Annotated in this window: 13 protein-coding genes, 3 tRNA genes and 1 pseudogene; 12 read left to right on the top strand and 5 right to left on the bottom strand. The window is 70.3% G+C overall.

Annotated features, from left to right (window positions below; all coding sequences use genetic code 11):
• Positions 1-123: 123 nt before the first annotated feature.
• On the top strand, positions 124-927 hold the full coding sequence (gene azf / locus P0Y41_RS12625; protein ID WP_284061669.1) for an NAD-dependent glucose-6-phosphate dehydrogenase Azf: 804 nt from the start codon (positions 124-126) through the stop codon (positions 925-927).
• 92 nt (positions 928-1,019) lie between these two features.
• On the opposite strand, the gene P0Y41_RS12620 is transcribed toward azf, so the two are convergent.
• Positions 1,020-1,643, bottom strand: coding sequence for a DUF309 domain-containing protein (locus P0Y41_RS12620; protein ID WP_284061668.1), 624 nt, complete (start codon positions 1,641-1,643; stop codon positions 1,020-1,022).
• Positions 1,644-1,910: 267 nt separating this feature from the next.
• Positions 1,911-1,983: transfer RNA gene (locus tag P0Y41_RS12615), tRNA-Arg, on the bottom strand.
• A 130-nt stretch (positions 1,984-2,113) separates the two neighbouring features.
• On the opposite strand from P0Y41_RS12615, the gene P0Y41_RS12610 reads away from it, so the two are divergent.
• The 4 genes from P0Y41_RS12610 to P0Y41_RS12595 all read left to right on the top strand — a co-directional run bounded on the left by P0Y41_RS12610 (position 2,114) and on the right by P0Y41_RS12595 (position 5,717).
• Positions 2,114-2,614: a hypothetical protein gene (locus P0Y41_RS12610; protein ID WP_284061667.1), complete on the top strand. Its 501-nt coding sequence runs from the start codon at positions 2,114-2,116 to the stop codon at positions 2,612-2,614.
• A 128-nt stretch (positions 2,615-2,742) separates the two neighbouring features.
• Positions 2,743-4,170 carry a single-stranded DNA binding protein gene (locus P0Y41_RS12605; protein ID WP_284061666.1) on the top strand — a complete coding sequence of 476 codons (1,428 nt, stop codon included), beginning with the start codon at positions 2,743-2,745 and terminating at the stop codon, positions 4,168-4,170.
• A gap of 102 nt (positions 4,171-4,272) precedes the next feature.
• Positions 4,273-4,707: a histone family protein gene (locus P0Y41_RS12600; RefSeq protein WP_284061665.1), complete on the top strand. Its 435-nt coding sequence runs from the start codon at positions 4,273-4,275 to the stop codon at positions 4,705-4,707.
• Positions 4,708-4,709: 2 nt separating this feature from the next.
• The gene (locus P0Y41_RS12595; RefSeq protein WP_284061664.1) at positions 4,710-5,717 is read left to right on the top strand and encodes a histone deacetylase family protein; all 1,008 of its coding nucleotides are present in this window, start codon (positions 4,710-4,712) and stop codon (positions 5,715-5,717) included.
• A gap of 21 nt (positions 5,718-5,738) precedes the next feature.
• Here P0Y41_RS12595 and cca read toward each other — a convergent pair whose 3' ends face one another.
• A complete protein-coding gene (cca, locus tag P0Y41_RS12590; protein WP_284061663.1) occupies positions 5,739-7,175 on the bottom strand; it encodes a CCA tRNA nucleotidyltransferase in 1,437 nt (478 codons plus the stop codon).
• A gap of 159 nt (positions 7,176-7,334) precedes the next feature.
• Here cca and P0Y41_RS12585 point away from each other — a divergent pair.
• Positions 7,335-7,407 (top strand) — tRNA-Asn (locus P0Y41_RS12585).
• Between the two features lie 102 nt (positions 7,408-7,509).
• A tRNA-Ile gene (locus P0Y41_RS12580) sits at positions 7,510-7,613 on the top strand.
• A 167-nt stretch (positions 7,614-7,780) separates the two neighbouring features.
• On the opposite strand, the gene P0Y41_RS12575 is transcribed toward P0Y41_RS12580, so the two are convergent.
• Entirely contained in the window at positions 7,781-8,602 is an 822-nt protein-coding gene (locus P0Y41_RS12575; protein ID WP_284061662.1) for a DUF6663 family protein, read from the bottom strand.
• Positions 8,603-8,686: 84 nt separating this feature from the next.
• Here P0Y41_RS12575 and P0Y41_RS12570 point away from each other — a divergent pair, with 84 nt between their 5' ends.
• The 4 genes from P0Y41_RS12570 (at position 8,687) to P0Y41_RS12555 (ending at position 13,254) form a co-directional block, all read left to right on the top strand.
• Entirely contained in the window at positions 8,687-9,214 is a 528-nt protein-coding gene (locus tag P0Y41_RS12570) for a phosphate-starvation-inducible PsiE family protein (protein ID WP_284061661.1), read from the top strand.
• Between the two features lie 55 nt (positions 9,215-9,269).
• The gene (locus P0Y41_RS12565) at positions 9,270-10,022 is read left to right on the top strand and encodes a metallophosphoesterase (RefSeq protein ID WP_284061660.1); all 753 of its coding nucleotides are present in this window, start codon (positions 9,270-9,272) and stop codon (positions 10,020-10,022) included.
• Positions 10,023-10,279: 257 nt separating this feature from the next.
• On the top strand, positions 10,280-11,479 hold the full coding sequence (locus P0Y41_RS12560) for a thiamine pyrophosphate-dependent dehydrogenase E1 component subunit alpha (RefSeq protein WP_284061659.1): 1,200 nt from the start codon (positions 10,280-10,282) through the stop codon (positions 11,477-11,479).
• Positions 11,480-11,568: 89 nt separating this feature from the next.
• Positions 11,569-13,254 carry a potassium channel family protein gene (locus P0Y41_RS12555; protein WP_284061658.1) on the top strand — a complete coding sequence of 562 codons (1,686 nt, stop codon included), beginning with the start codon at positions 11,569-11,571 and terminating at the stop codon, positions 13,252-13,254.
• A gap of 84 nt (positions 13,255-13,338) precedes the next feature.
• Here P0Y41_RS12555 and P0Y41_RS12550 read toward each other — a convergent pair whose 3' ends face one another.
• Positions 13,339-14,670 carry an FAD-dependent oxidoreductase gene (locus P0Y41_RS12550; protein ID WP_284061657.1) on the bottom strand — a complete coding sequence of 444 codons (1,332 nt, stop codon included), beginning with the start codon at positions 14,668-14,670 and terminating at the stop codon, positions 13,339-13,341.
• Positions 14,671-14,834: 164 nt separating this feature from the next.
• Here P0Y41_RS12550 and P0Y41_RS12545 point away from each other — a divergent pair.
• Positions 14,835-16,018, top strand: a pseudogene (locus P0Y41_RS12545) (threonine synthase).
• Positions 16,019-16,108: the final 90 nt, after the last annotated feature.

Raw genomic sequence — 16,108 nt, 5'->3', positions numbered from 1 at the left:
GTAACCGCCCCAGAGCTGCGGCGGGCGGACGTGCGGCGGGTCGCCGGATCGACCTGTCAGCGGAGGTGAGTCCCCCGGTCGAACCGCACCTTACTTACCCGCGCTCGTCGGATATCGCACCGAATGGACGCATCGGTCTTGCTCACCGGAGCGGGCGGCCGTGTCGGCCGCGCCATCCTCACCGGCATCGGCGGGGCGTACGACTGGCGGCTCATCGACCGCGAGCCGCTCGCCGCCGACGCGCTGCCCGACGGCGTCGCCGACGAGGACGTGATCGTCGCCGACGTGACCGACGAGCGGGCGGTTCGCGAGGCCGTCGACGGCGTCGATGCGGTCGTCCACCTCGCCGGCGACCCCCGTCCGAACGCGCCGTGGGACTCCGTGCTCTCGAACAACATCGACGGCACGCAGACGGTCCTGGAAGCCGCCGTCGACGCCGGTGTCGACCGGTTCGTCTTCGCCTCCTCCAACCACGCGGTCGGCGCCTACGAGACCGACGAGCGCACGCCCGACATGTACCGCAGGGACGACCGATTCCGCCTCGACGGGACCGAACTCCCCCGGCCATCGAACCTCTACGGCGTCTCGAAGGCGGCCGGCGAGACGCTCGGGCGCTACTACCACGACCACCACGATCTGTCGGTCGCGTGCGTCCGCATCGGCAACCTCACGAAGGGCCACCCGCCCAAGGAGTACGAGCGCGGGCAAGCGATGTGGCTCTCTCACCGCGACTGCGCGCACCTGTTCGACCGCTGTCTCGCCGCGGACTACGACTACGAGATCGTGTACGGCATCTCCGACAACGACCGCAAGTACTACTCCATCGAGCGCGCCCGCGAGGCGCTCGGCTACGACCCGCAGGACAACTCCGCGGAGTACACCTTCGGCGGGGAACCGAAGGAGGAAGCCGAGCCCGACTCGGCGTGACCGCCCGCTCGCGTCGCTGACGCGGTGTCGGCCGTCCGCTCCCGCTCAGAACAGTCCCTCCACGTCCTTCTCCTTTCGCCGCTCGGTGTCGACTAACCCCGACAGTCGGTCGTACACCAGCCGTCGTTCTTGCGGCGTGTCCACGCGCAGGAGGTCGAACAGCAACGCGGCGAACCGGGAGCGCCCGACGGTCTCCTCCTCGCGCGCGAACCGCGCCGCGTCCGCGACCGCGTCGGCGTCGAGGTCGTACTCCTCTGCGAGCGCCTCCGCCGCACGCCCCGCGGCATCAAGCGACAGCGACTCGGGGGCGACGCGGTCCCCCCGTGTCGGACCGTCGGCGCGGGGAAGCGCTCGACGCGCTCGGGGTCGGCCGACAGTCGGTCGAGCGCGCGGCGTACGGCCGCCACGTCGACGCCGCGGTAGTCGTCGGGAACGGCGGAGAAGTGCTCGCGGGCGCTCTTCGCGAGCCCGTCGACACCCGACCAGTTGCGGTCGCGGGCGTGGTACTGAGCGGCGGTGAATTGGATCAGCCCGTGGAACAGCGCCTCGTCGCGAGCGTCGGACTCGGGGGCGTCGTCGCCGCCGTCCTTCAGGTCGAGCCAGACGCTCTCCCACGGATCGTGGGCGGCGTGGAATTCCCCAGCACCGTAGAGGGCGAGGCCGGCGCGGAGCGCCGCGGTCCGGGTGGGCTCGTCCGGGGCGTCGCTGGTGGTCATACCCAGCGTCGGACCGGCGCGCGTTTCAGTCTGTCCGTGGCGGTGGCCCGTTCGCTGCGCACCTCCGCGTGTAGACCGGCAGTTGGCGCATGCGCTCGCTTCGCTCGCTCGGTTGTGCCGCGAAAACGTCCGGACGGAGATTTGAACTCACTCACTTCGCTCGCTGGTGCTCGCTCGTTCGCTGCTCAAATCTCCGTGTGCAGAGCGACAACCGCGCCGCGTGTGCGAGCGACAGAAGTCGCTCGCGGTGTGGCGGCGCGGTGAGAACGTCCGGACGGAGATTTGAACTCCGGTCCCTGGCTCCGCAAGCCAAGAGGATAGTCCACTACCCTACCCGGACTCAACTCAACCGAGGCCAGCGTTACGTAAATGGATTCCGATCCGATCGGCCCGTGCGACCGACCGGCGTGACACAAACGCACCCTTTCGTCTACGTTGAACTTTTGCGTTCAGTCGTCGATTCCAGCCCCATGGACAGGCGAACCGTCCTCTCGCTCGCTGCCGGAATCGGATCGGCCGCGCTGGCGGGTTGCACCGGCGGCGCAGGCGGCGGGTCGGGCGGCGACGACGAGGAGACGAGCGAGTCGCGGGACCCGACCCCGACGCCGAACGAAGAAGGCGAGTTCCCGCGAATCACGGACCGGTCGTTCGCCCGCACCGGCGACGCGGACGAGCCCGGCGAGTCCGCGAGCGTCGCGTTCGGCGACGACCTCGTGACCGTCACGGGCGTCATCTCGGGGAAGAACGGCTGTATGCGCGCGTCGCTTGCGGCCGCCGAGTACGACGCCGACGCGGGCGAACTCCGCGTCCGCGTGGAGACCGTCCGGGAGGGCGGCGACACCTGTACCCAACAGATCGTCTCCCGGCGGTACGAGGCGGGCGTCGAGTTCGCCGGCGGCCTCCCCGCGTCCGTCGTCGTCGAGCACGAGTCGATGGGCGAGGTCCGAACCGTGACTGACGTGACGCGGTGAGCGCGTAGCTTCAAATACGATCGCGACACAGCCCGCGTATGACGGGCAACGAGACCGAGGACAGTCGGTCGAGATCCGGACGAACGAGAACCCTTATGCGCGGGAGTTGCCTGGGTCCCGATACGACTATGGGCGCTATCGAGGACGTCTACGACGACCTGGACGCCGACGTCCCCTTCGAGGAGTTCGAGGCAGCCGTCGAGCAGAAGGTGGAAGACATGGGCGGGCTGGCCGACGAGGAGACCGCGGCGATGCTCATCGCCCACGAACTACGCGACGAGGAGGTGAACAGCGTCGCCGACATCGAGCCGGGGATGGACGACGTGAAGTTCCTCGCGAAGGTGATGGCAGTCGGCGAAGTGCGCACGTTCGAGCGCGATGGCGAGGACGAGGACGGCCACGTGCTCAACGTCGAGGTGGCCGACGGGTCCGGCCGAGTCACCATCTCGATGTGGGATCAAGTCGCCGTCGACGCGAAGGAGAACCTCCAGACGGGCGACGTCCTCCGGATCATGGGTCGCCCGAAGGAAGGGTACAGCGGGCTGGAGGTCGCCGTCGACAAGGTCGAGCCCGACCCCGACGCCGAAGTCGACGTGGAGGCCGTCGAGGAGTACCGCGTCGAGGACCTCACGATGGGCGCCTCCGACGTGGACCTGCTCGGCGTGATCTTGGACACCGACACCGTCCGGACGTTCGATCGCGACGACGGCTCCGAGGGGAAGGTGTCGAACATGACCGTCGGCGACGAGACCGGGCGCGTTCGCGTCACCATGTGGGACGACATGGCCGGCCGCGTCGAGGAACTCGCGGCCGGCGAGACCGTCGAGATCGTCGACGGGTACGTCCGCGAGCGCGACGGCGACCTCGAACTCCACGTCGGCTCCCGCGGCGGCATCGAGCCGGTCGACGACGAGGTGGAATACGTCCCCGAGACGACCGACATCGCCGACCTCGAACTCGAGGACGTGGTCGACATCGCCGGCGGCGTCATCGAGACGAGCGAGAAGCGCACCTTCGACCGCGACGACGGCTCTCAGGGCCAGGTTCGCAACGTTCGGATCAAAGACGAAACGGGTGAAATTCGGGTTGCGCTGTGGGGCGACAAGGCCGACCGGGACATCGGCCTCGCCGACCGCGTCGCCTTCACCGACGTGGAGGTCCAAGACGGCTGGCAAGACGACCTCGAAGCCTCCGCAGGTTGGCGGTCCTCCGTCTCCGTGCTCGAGACCGCCGACGGCAGCGCCGCGGGCGGATCGTCGGCGGGGTCGGCCGACCGCGACGACGGCCAAGGCGGGCTCGACTCGTTCGACTCCGGCGGGTCGGCGGCGACCGCCGACGCGACCGCCACTGACGACGGGTCCGACGCGGGCGACGGAACCGGAGGCGGCGTGGTGGAGTTCACTGGGACGGTCGTACAGGCGGGAGATCCGGTCGTCCTCGACGACGGAACGCAGACGCGGTCGGTCGAGACCTCGGCGAAGCTCCGCCTCGGCGAGGAGGTGACCGTCCGCGGTGTCGAGGAGGGCGGCACCATCGACGCCGACGACGTGTTCTGATCGGGAGGGGGCTTCAGTCGCCGACCCGGGCGGGCGGTTCGAGTGTCGACGCGAACCACGCCAACGGAAAGCGTTATACACGCCACACACCGGCGTATGTGTATGACTGTCGAGTTGCCGTTCGCGCCCGTCGACGACGTCATCCGTCGGAACGCGGGCGACCTCCGGGTCAGCGCCGGCGCGGCCGAGGAGCTGGCCGGACGCGTGCAACGGCACGGGGCGTCGCTGGCGACCGACGCGGCCGAGCAGGCGGCCGTGGACGGCCGAAAGACGCTGATGCCGGCCGACTTCGGCGTCGAGCAGGTCGTCGACCGCTCGACGCTCACGCTCCCTATCGCGCCCGTCGACCGGATCGCCCGCCTCGACATCGACGACTCCTACCGCGTTTCGATGGACGCCCGCGTCGCGCTCGCGGACATCCTCGAGGACTACGCCGACAACGTCGCCCGCGCGGCCGCGCTGCTCGCGCGCCACGCCGACCGCCGGACCGTCCAGGCCGACGACATCGAGACGTACTTCGCGCTCTTCGAGGGGTAGCGATGCGGTTCGGCTACAGCGAGGCGTGCCTCGACCACGACACCGGCGATCGACACCCCGAGAACCCGGACCGCCTCCGCGCTATCAAGGAGGGGCTCAAGCGGAAACACGGCGTCGACTACGTCGAGGCCGACCCCGCCTCGCGCGCCGCCATCGACGCGGTTCACGACACCGACTACGTCGACGAGGTGGTGGGCTTTTGCGAGTCGGGCGGCGGCAACTGGGACCCCGACACCGTCGCCTCCGGCGACACCTGGGACGCCGCGCGCGCGGCCGCCGGGCAGGCGCAGTGGGCCGCAGCGGAGGCGCTCGCCGGTACTCCCGGCCGCGACACCCCGTTCGCGCTCGGTCGACCGCCGGGGCACCACGCCGTGTACGACGACGCGATGGGCTTCTGTTTCGTCAACAACGCCGCGGTCGCCGCCCAGTCGGCGCTCGACGACTTGGGGGTCGACCGCGTCGCGATCTTCGACTGGGACGTTCACCACGGCAACGGGACGCAGGACATCTTCTCTGACCGGGGGGACGTGTTCTACGCGTCGATCCACGAGGACGGACTCTACCCCGGCACCGGCGACGAGACCGAGGTCGGCGAGGGCGACGGCGAGGGGGCGACGCTCAACGTTCCACTGCCCGCGGGCGCCGGAGACGCGGACTTTCTGCTCGCCATCGACGACCTGCTGGCCCCGGTAATCGACCGCTTCGACCCCGGTCTCTTGCTCATCTCAGCGGGCTTCGACGCCCACCGCCACGACCCCATCTCGCGGATGCGGGTCTCCTCGGAAGGGTACGCGCTGATGGCAGACCGCGTTCGCACGCTCGCCGAGGACGTCGACGCCGGGCTCGGCTTCGTTCTGGAGGGAGGGTACGGCCTCGACACGCTCTCGGAGGGCGTCGCGATGGTCCACGAGACGTTCGATGGACGCCCGCCGATCGAGCCCGACAAAGATCCCGAATCCAAGAGCGTGCCGGTGATCGAGGAACTGCGCGAGCGGTTCGACCTGGAGTAGCAGGGGGGAATCGGCCGCCGGTCAGACCGCCGGCTCGAAGTACTCGCGGAAGTCGACGCCGAACTCGTCGGTCAGCTCGGCAAGCGCCTCTCCCGCGAGCACGTCGTATCCGCGTTCGAGCGCCGACTCGACGCGGGCGCCGAGGGCCGCAGCGAAGAGTCGATCGGAGTCGAGCACCGCGAGCGCATCGCGCGCCCCGGGGTCGCGCTCGCGCTCGACGACGTAGCGGCCGTCGGCGACGAACGGGCCGTAGGCGTCCGGGTCCGCTGCGTACTTGTCGTAGAAGCCGGCCGCGTGGTCGCGGACGTGGACCGGCGGGCCCTCGTGGCGTTCGATTGCGGGGAGCCTGCGGTCGGCGAGTTCGACGAGGAGCACCGCGCGCCGGTCGCTACCGGCCGCCTCGCGCTCGGCCGCGAACGTTGCAGAGCGCAGCACGTCGAAGCCGAGCCCCGAGAGCTCGCGTTCGACGCCCGCCAGCGAGCGGCGCAGCTGGGGGTACAGCTGGTCGTCGACGATGTCCGGGGCGTCGAAGGCGACCGCGAGCGGGTCGGTCCCGCGGCGAGCGACGTGCCCGCGAACGCTCGCGGAGTCGAGCGCCGTCGGTTCGCCCGGAGAGAACAGGTCCGTCCGCGGGTCCGCGAGCAGGTCGCGCGCGTGGTGCTGGAGCCGCGCGAGGTTGTCGCCCGAGAGCACGGCCGCGACGTTGCGCTCGGGGTCGGTCGGGTCGATGACGACGAGCGGGTCGTCGAACTCCGCCGCCCCGTGACGCTCGGGGTCGAGTCGGACCGGCGGGTGCCAGTCGGCGACGGCTTCGAGCGTCTCGCGAGCGCCGCCGTGTTCGAGCACGAGCAACTCGGTGAGGTACCCCGAGAACCCCCGGGTGCGCAGATTGCTCCCGTAGACCCCGATTCCCTTCAGAAACGCCTTGAGCGCGCGGACGTCGCCCGCGAGGTCGTCGGTGAGTCGCTCGACGAGGTAGTCGTTGTGGAACGGAGTGCGGTCGACGGCCGACCGGATCTCGGTCGCGGCCTCGACGCCGTAGCAGGGAACCAGATCCACGTCGAAGCCGTCGGCGGTCCCGACGACGTACGGGTGTTCGGCGTACTCCTCCTCGCCGTCGGGGAGCACGGCGTGGCCGACACGCAAGCCGAACCGCTCCAGCTCCTCTCGCGACAGGTCGGCCGGAAACCGAACGAAGAGGTCGATGTCGCGGTCGCCAGCGAGCCACGTTCCTCGCGCGGTGGAGCCGACGGTGAGCACGTCGGCCTCGTCCGCGGGTGACGGAAGCTCCGAGACGGCCGCGCGAGCGCGGTCAGCGAGGTCGGCGGCGGCGGCTTCCAGTCGCTCTCGTTCGGCGGCGTCGGGGGTGACCCGCTCGCGAACCGCTTCGAGCACCGCGTCGAGGTCGTCACCGGCGACGTGGTTGTCGCCGGGATCGTCGGCGTCCGGGTCGGTCATACGACGGGATTCCGCCGGACGGGTAACGAGCGTGTCGGTCGCGCGATGGTGAGCACGGCGACCGGTGGACCCGGCGACGAAGTCGGTGTGCGAATCACCCGCTTGCGCGGGGGCGAAACGAAAGCACTTTCAAATTCACCGCGGTACAAGGGAGTGCGAGCCGAAGTAGCTCAGCTGGTAGAGCGCCTCGCTGTTAACGAGGTGGTCCCAGGTTCGAGTCCTGGCTTCGGCGCTTCTCTCGATTTCCGAACGCGAAGTTGCGACTGTCCGCGACAGCCACCACGCCGGTCAGAAAGGAAACTACTTGACTGCGGCCCGACAACCACGGCGACGAGGGCCCATAGCTTAGTCTGGTATAGCACCCGGCTCATACTCCGGTCGGTTCCGGCCGCCGGATGAGTCACCGGGCGGTCGAGGGTTCGAATCCCTCTGGGCCCAGTATTGCGGCACGACGACGAGGAGCGGAGTGACGAGTCCGTGCCGCGTCCGTGGCACGAGAAGGATTCGAAGCAGGGAGTGGAGCAGCGTGGAACGACCGTGGGTCGAACCCCTCTGGGCTCAGTCCCCGGGCGCGCGACCCCGACTCGCGTCACCCGCGCGTCCATTCAGAGATACGTGTCGCGGACGGTCCGCGCGAGCAGCCCGTCCTTCTCGAAGGCGATGTAGACGGCGACAAACGCGCCGTCCGGGGGCCGGAGGACGAACACCGCCCGCGGGCCGTCGTCGTCGAGGTCGTCGTTCACGCGATCGACCAGCGGCTCCAGCGGCGTCGTTCCCGACCGGAACTCTCCGAGCAGGTCGCGGGCGCCGGCCTCGCTGAACACGTACAGCGCGCCGTTGGGCTCGCCGTCGGTGTCGCGCGTCACGCGCGAGACCATCCCGTCGCCCGCGGCGGCCGCGTCGCGCCATGCGTCGCGGGCGGCTTCGAACATCGGCTCGGCGTCGTCGAGGAACCGGTAACGGCTCTCCCGCTCGACGGTCACCGACTCGACGCGCGCGAGCGGGCTGTCGCCGTTGGCGCCTGTGTCGGCCTCGGTCGCCGCGTCGGGCCACCGCAGCGTCGCCGTCACGACGTGCCCCGGCTCCAGCGCCGCGACCGCGTCGGCGACGGCCTCGTCGTCGCCGGCCGCGACCCGGACCGGCTCGAACCCCTCGTCGGGTTCCGGCCCGGGACCGGGATCGGGGGTGTCGAGGTCAACGAACACCAGCGCGCGCTCGGTCCGGTCGAGCACGCGGTAGCGTCGGGGGCCGAGACCCTCGGCGTCGCCCTCCCGGCCGGCGTCGGTCCCGTCGGCGACGCCACCGGCGTCTGCGGGGTCTGTGGCGCTCCCGGCGGCGGTTTCGGTCGTCGTCCCCTCGGCGGCTCCGACCCAGTCGCCGTCGCCGGCCCACGGGTCGACCGCGTCGGGATCGTCGCGCTCGTCCATGGTTCACTCAACCGGCCCGAGGGGCAAGCGCGTGTCGCTTCGCGGCCCCGTAGGGTTTACTCGCGAGGCGTTCGATGAACCCCTGTGCGAATCGAAGACGCCGTCGAGCCGTCCGAACGCGGGATGAAGCTCCTGGAGGTCGGCACGGCGTACTTCCTGCTGGCGCTGTTCGCCATCGGATTCCTCGACCTGCTGTTGGTGTTGGTGGACCTCCTGTTGAGCGGTGAGTTCACCGACCCGAACCAGGTGATCGATATCATCGACACCGTGCTCGTGCTGCTGATCATCGTCGAGATCCACCAGACCGTGGTGGCGTTCTCGCGCAACGAGCCGGTCGTTCGGATCGTCATCAGCGCCGCGCTGATCGCGATCACGCGGAAGGTGATCTCGTTTCGCCCCGGCGAGTACGCCACGATCGACGACGCGTTCGTCGCGGCCGTCGCGTTCTCGCTCCTGCTGGGCGTGCTCGTCGCCGCGTTCTTCGTCGTCCGCCGAGTGGACACCGACGCGGTGACCCCCGACTCGTTCGTGAGCGGCGGCGGTGGGAACGAAGGCGACGGCGGAGCCGGACCCGGGAACAGGACCGACGCCGGCCGAGGGGGAGACGGGTGAGACGCGACCACTCGAGATCGGCAGCGCTACGCGCGGGCGCACCCGACGTGACCCCGTGTTGAACGCCGACTTCCGCGATCGCGGCGCGTACGTCCGGGACGCGGACGCGCTCGTCGTGGCGGACCTCCACGTCGGCCGCGCGGCCGCCTCGGACGTGGCGTATCCGCTTGGGGAGGCGGCAGACCTGTCCGAGCGCCTTCGGTCGCTGCTCGACCGCTTCGAGCCGGTCGAGGTCGTGTTCGCCGGCGACGCGACTCACCGGTTCGACCGCGTCTCGGTCGACGACGAGCGGGCGCTTTCGGAACTGGTCGACGCCTGTCGCGACGCCGGCGCGCGGGCGGTGTTCGTCCGCGGGAACCACGACACCGCGCTGTCGGAGGCGTGGGACGGCCCCGTTCACGACGCGTACGAACTCGATGCGAGCGTTTGCGGCGGGCCGGTCGTCGTCCGCCACGGCCACGAGGCGCCGCCGGCGACGGAGTCGGCGGGGCTGTACGTCGTCGGCCACGACCACCCGACGATCGACATCGAGGGTCGCCGCCGACCCTGCTGGCTGTACGCGGAGGGCGGCTTCCGCGACGCGGACGTGTTGATGCTGCCGGCGTTTACCCGACTCGCCGCCGGCGTCGAGGTGAACGACAGGTCCGCCTGGGAGTTCCAGTCGCCGTTCGTCACCGACGCGGACGCGCTCCGCCCGATCGTCGCGGCCGGCGCCGCCGACGCCTCAGGCGAATCGAGCGACGCCGAGACGGCGTCCGACGACCCGCTCGTGTTTCCGCCGCTGGGCGAGTTCCGCCGGCTGTTGTAATCGCCGTTCCACGGGCCGGCGCGAACGCTGAATTCCCGCCATCCATGTCAGAATTGCAATTTTTCGTGTCCCGTGTTGACACCCCGGATGCAAGCGGCCAGGCTTCACGAGTATACGGACGAGATAGAGAACGCGCTCAGTATCGACGAGGTGGTGCACGGCAGGTGATCGACTTCGTCGGCCCCGTGCGATCGGTGTCGCCGTTCGGTCGCTGCCGGTGCCGAAACGGCTACCCTGTTGCATCCTGACACGCCCGTATGAGCGACGGCGACGCCGGATCCGACGCGGGCGATGGGACAGACGCCGACGCGCCGGCGGATCCGATGGAAGACGTGTACCGCGTGCTGGGTCCCGACGGCGAGGTCGTCGGAGAGGTACCGGACGTCGCGGACGAGGTGCTGGTCGACATCTACCGCGACATGGTGACCGCGCGCCGTTTCGACGAGCGGGCGATCAGCCTGCAGCGACAGGGGCGGATCGGCACCTACGCCGCCATCGAGGGGCAAGAGGCGAGCTCCGTCGCCGCCACCCACGCCCTCCGTGACGACGACCCCGTCTTCTACCAGTACCGCGAGCACGGCGCCGTCGTCGTCCGCGGGTTCCCCCCCGAGTACCTCGCGTACTGGATGGGCCACGAGTCCGGAACCGCGGGGTTGGCCGACATCGACGTGTTCCCGCTCAACATCGGGATCGGCGCGCACCTCCCGCACGCGGTGGGCGCGGCGATGGCGTTCGACTACCGCGGCGACGACCGCGTCGCGTGCGCCCACTTCGGCGACGGCGCGACCTCGGAGGGCGACTTCCACGAGGCGATGAACTTCGCGGGCGTGTTCGACGCGCCGAGCGTTTTCGTCTGTCACAACAACCAGTGGGCGATCTCGATCCCCCGTGAAGCCCAGACCGCGAGCGCAACGCTCGCGGAGAAGGCCGAGGCCTACGGCTTCGAGGGCGTCCGCGTCGACGGGATGGACCCGCTGGCGGTGTACGCAGTCGTCGCGGAGGCGGCCCGGAAGGCACGGGCCGGCGGCGACGGTGTGAGTGACACGGACACGGAGGGCGCCGACGGCGACTCCGACGCCGGCGGCTACGACCACCGCCCCACGCTGATCGAGACCGTCGAGTACCGCTTCGGCGCCCACACGACCGCTGACGACCCCAGCGTGTACCGCGAGGAGGACGAGGGCGAGCCGTGGCGCGCGTGGGACCCGATCCCGCGGATGGAGGGGTTCCTCCGCCGGCAGGGGATCGCGGACGACGACCTGATCGAGTCGGTTCGCGAGGAGGCCGACGCCCGGGTCGCCGAGGTCATCGACGCCGCCGAGCGCTTCGAGGCCGACCCCGCGAGCATGTTCGACGACGTGTACGCCGAGACGACGCCCGAACTGGAGCGCCAGCGCGAGGGGTTGCTCGCGGCGATCGATCGGCACGGCGAGGGCGCGTTCCTGCGCGAGGAGTAGAGGCGCCGGCGGTGCGAGCGGAGAAGCGCCGACTGCGGAGCCGACGGAAAACGTTTCGTGGCCCCCGACAGAAGCGGGGGCAACGCGTCATGGATCTACTCTCTCGTTCGATCCGGACCGGCGACCTCTCGCGTCGGAGCCGGCTCATCATCTACTACCTGTTCGGGCTGGCCGCGCTCGTGTTGACGTACACGGTTATCTACAACACGGGGATGAGCGTACTGGAAGGGCGCGAGCAGTCGATCTTCCGGTCGTTCCAGACGGTCACCGAGACGATGACGACGACCGGCTACGGCGCCGACTCGCCGTGGGAGTCGCCGTGGATGAATCTCTTCATGGTGTTCATGCAGTTGAGCGGCATCGGCGTCGGCTTCTTCACGCTCCGAGTGATCATCATTCCGCTGTTTACGGGCGCCGAAATCGACCTCGACAGGCGGCTGTCGCCGAAGCGTGACCACGTCATCGTCTGCGAATACGACCGGGACTCCGCCGTGTTGCTCGACGAACTCGAACAGCTCGGGATCGACTACGTGCTCATCTCCTCGGACGAGGAGGAGGCGATCGACCTCTCCGACGAGGGCTACTCTGCGATCTACGGCTCGCCCCAGGACACGAGCGCGTTCGAGCGGGCGAGCATCACGAACGCTCGGGCGGTGATCACGGACGCCGGCGAGGCGAACGTGGACACGATCCTCACCGTCCGGTCGATCCGACCCGACGTGGAGATCATCGCGCTGACCGACGACAGTTCCCTGCAGGACGTGCTGGAGACCACAGGAGCCGACAGCGTGCTGTCGCCGCGTGCGGTCCTGGGCCACCGGCTGGCGCAGAAGGCGGCGTCGCTTTTCAGCTCCGAACTGCACGACACCGTCGGTATCGCGGAGGGGCTCGAAGTAACGGAGATATCCGTCCGTCGCGGGAGCGCGCTCGACGGGGTCTCCATCCGCAACTCGCGGATCCGCGAGCGAACCGGCGCGAACGTCGTCGGCGCGTGGATCGACGGCGAACTCCAGCTTCCGCCGGACCCCGACGCCGTCATCGGACCCAACACGGTGCTGTTGGTGTCCGGCAACCACGACGCCCTGGAGGAACTCGGCGAAACCGCCCGACCGGTCCGCTCCCGAGGCCGCGAGGAGGAGGTCGTCGTCGCTGGGCTCGGCGAGGTCGGGCACGCCGCGCTGTCGGTCATCGAGGACGAAAACGACATCCCGGCGACGACCGTCGACGTGACCGACGGCCCCGACGTGGACGTTGTCGGCGACGTGGCCTCCCGGGACGTGCTCCGGGAAGCCGGTGTGGAGTCTGCCGGAGTGCTCCTCGTGTGCGTCCCCGACGACTCGACGGCGCTGTTGACGACCGTGCTCGCGCGGTCGCTGAATCCCGACGTCGAGATCCTCGTGCGCATGAGCGACTCGGACGCGACGACGAAGGCGCTGCGCGCGGGCGCGGACTACGTGCTGTCGGTGCCGCGCATCAGCGCCCGGATGGTCGCTCGCGAGCTCCGAGGCGAGGAGGTGCTCGGTGCGGGCAGCCAGATCCGGATCGACCGGGTGCCCGCCGAACCGTTCGCGGGGAAGACGTTAGCCCAGAGCGGGATCTACGAGCGGACCGGCTGTCGCGTCATCGCCGCCGAACACGGTGGCGAGCTCACCGTGAGCCTCGATCCCGACCGCACTATCGCCGCCGACGACCGACTGGTGATCGTCGGGACCGACGAGGCGGTCCAGCGGTTCCTCTCGGTGTTCGACGTGTCGCCGAGGCCGCTTGAGAAGTAGTCCGGCTCCAGTTCGGTAGTCCGGCTCCAGCGTAGTCTCTCTCGGCGGTCCAGATCCGTCCGACCGGGCGTCGGCGTCTCGCGGTCAGTCCCCGAGGTTCTCGCCGTCCAGTACCGCCTCGGCAGCGACGCGACCGCTCTTCATCGCCCCCTGGATCGACGACCACTCGGTGGAGTCGCCGGCGAGGTAGATCCGTCCCTCGGGATCGGTCGCGTCCGGGAGCGTCTCGTGGACGCCCGGGGGCTGCGCGAACTGCGCGAACTCGATGCGCTCGGTGTGGACGGGCTCCAGTCCGTCCACGCTGCGCTCGGGATACCACGCGGAAAGCGCCGCGCGCGTGTCGGCCGCGAGGTCGTCGGCGTCGCGGAAGCGCGCGTCGTCGCCGAGGAACGTCGCACACAGCAGCTGCTCGCCGTCGGGCGCGTACTCGGGCGCAACGTCGGTGAGCGGGACGACCACGTTCGGCGCGGGACCGTCGCTGTTGAGCAGGATCTTCTTTCCCGTCGAGATCGGCGTCGACGCCGGCAGCCGATAGTACTGGGTCGTCGACGGGACGCCTTCCGTCGGGATGGCCTCGACGTCCGTCAGCCGCCTCGCAGTCTTCGGATCGGTGGCGACGACGACCGCGTCCGCGTCGACGGCGCGCTCGGTCGTCTCGACGGTGACGCCCGCGGCGGCGCCGCTCCGGGCCTCGGCGTCCGATCCGGTGCCGTCGCGGTCGATCCCCTCGACGCCCTCGCCGGTGACGACCGTCGCGCCGGCGGCCTCCGCCGACGCCCGGAGCTGGTCGGGGATCGCGGCCATCCCCTGGCTCGGCACGCCGATCCGACCGTTCGAGAGCGCGCGGAAGGTGTACGCGAAGACGTGCTTCGAGGTCGACAGCGAGCGGTCGAGTGTGATGCCGCCGTAGAAGGGCGCGACGAAGTTCTCGATGTACTTCTCGGAGAAGCCCCAGTCGCGGAGGTACTCGCGGATGCTCGCGTCCGGGCCCGAGAAGAACCACGACTCCTCGCGCTGTGAGAGGTCCTGCCGGAGCGCGAGCGTTCGGAGCTTGTCCGTCGTGGTCACCCGGCGGTTGAGCGCCGACTCGACCAGCGCCCGCGGGTCCCGAAGGGGGTCCGAGAGGACGCTCCGTGTTCCCTCGTCGGTCGAGCAGATGACGGCGCCGGGGCGGAACTCCCGCAGATCGAGCGCGCCCACGTCGAGTTCGCGCTGTACCGCAGGGTAGCCCGTGAACAGCACCTGAAAGCCGCGGTCGAGCGTGAAGCCGTTCTCGTGGCGCGTCCGGACGCGACCGCCGACCTCGGGCCGGCGCTCGTACACGGTGACCGCGGCGCCCGCGTCTGCGAGGTGCCGCGCGGCGACCAGCCCCGCGAGCCCCGCGCCCGCGACGACGACGTTCGGGGAGTCCGACATACCCGCGCTTTGACCGCACGACACAAAGGCCTACCCGGTCGCGTCGCCGGATCGACCCGATCGGTCAGCGGATCGCTCCCGTCGCGTCGGCACCGCTCCCGGCGGCGTTCGAATCCGGTCCGGAACCAGCACATCCATGCGGCGGCGGCCCCAACCGCGGGTGAATGCAGACGACGGACGCGTTCGACGGCCTGTCGTGTACCGACTGCGGGGAGTCGTTCGGCGTCGACGAACACGGCCGCTGTCCCGACTGCGGGGCGCCGCTGTCCCCGACCTACGACCTCGACGCAGTCGACGCCGGCGCCTTCGGCGACCGCGACGATCCCGCCCCGGGACAGTACCGCTTCGGCGACCTCCTGCCGTTCCCGGCCGAGGCCGCAGTCGCCGCCGGCGAGGGCGACACGCCCCTCGTGCGGACGGACCGCCTCGCGGAGGAACTCGGCGTCGCCACCGCGTACGTGAAAGACGAGGGTCGAAACCCCACCGGCACCTACGTCGACCGCGGGATGAGCCTCGCGGTGACGGCCGCCGCCGACCGGGAGCTGAGCCGCTGGCGCTCGCGGCTGCCGGCAACGCCGGGCAGTCGGCCGCCGCCTACGCCGGGCGCACTGACCTGCGATCGTACGCGTTCGTCCCCTCGCGGACCGCGTTCTCCAACAAGGCGATGGTGAACGTCCACGGCGGCGAGATGCGCGTCGTCGGCGGGCGCTACGGCGACGCGGCCGCCGCGGTCGACGAGCAGCTGGCCGCCGAGTACCACTCGCTCCAGGAGTTCACCACCCCGTACCGCCACGACGGGGCGAAGACGATCGCGTACGAGCTGCTCGACGCGACCGCGTCCGCGCTGCCCGACGCGGTCGTCCTCCCCGCGAGCACGGGTGAGCTCGTCGTCGGCGTCGCTCGGGGGCTCGAGGACCTCGTGGACCTCGGGCTCGCCGACGCGGTTCCGGACGTGTACGCCGTGCAACCCGCCGGCTGCGCACCGATCGCGACCGCGTTCGAGTCCAGCGCCGACGCCGTCGAGGCGTGGAACGGCCCCGACACCATCGTCGGCGAACTGGAGATCGAAGCGCCCGCCGGCGGCGACCTCGCACTGGCTGCGCTCCGCGACGTCGACGGCGACACGCTCACCGTCGAGGACGACGACGCGCTCGAAAGCGCCGTCACCGTCGCCCAGACGGAAGTCATCGAGGTCGGGGGCGCCGGCGGCGTCGCGCTCGCCGGCGCGTGGCGGCTCGCCGAATCCGAATCGCTCGGGAGCGACGACGAGGTCGTCGTCGTGAACCCGGACGCGGGCGTGAAGACGCCGGACGTGCTCCGGAGTCACCTGATGGGCAAAGGTATCTGACCGGAGCGGTCGCCGACCCCGATCGTCCGTCGATTCGTCCACTCCGACCACCCCGCCAGACCACCAGTTCGCCGACCGCCGCCGCGTATT

This window comes from Halobaculum halobium (assembly GCF_030127145.1).
In the GTDB taxonomy this organism is placed as follows: domain Archaea; phylum Halobacteriota; class Halobacteria; order Halobacteriales; family Haloferacaceae; genus Halobaculum; species Halobaculum halobium.
This window is presented reverse-complemented; position numbering and strand designations above follow the sequence as displayed.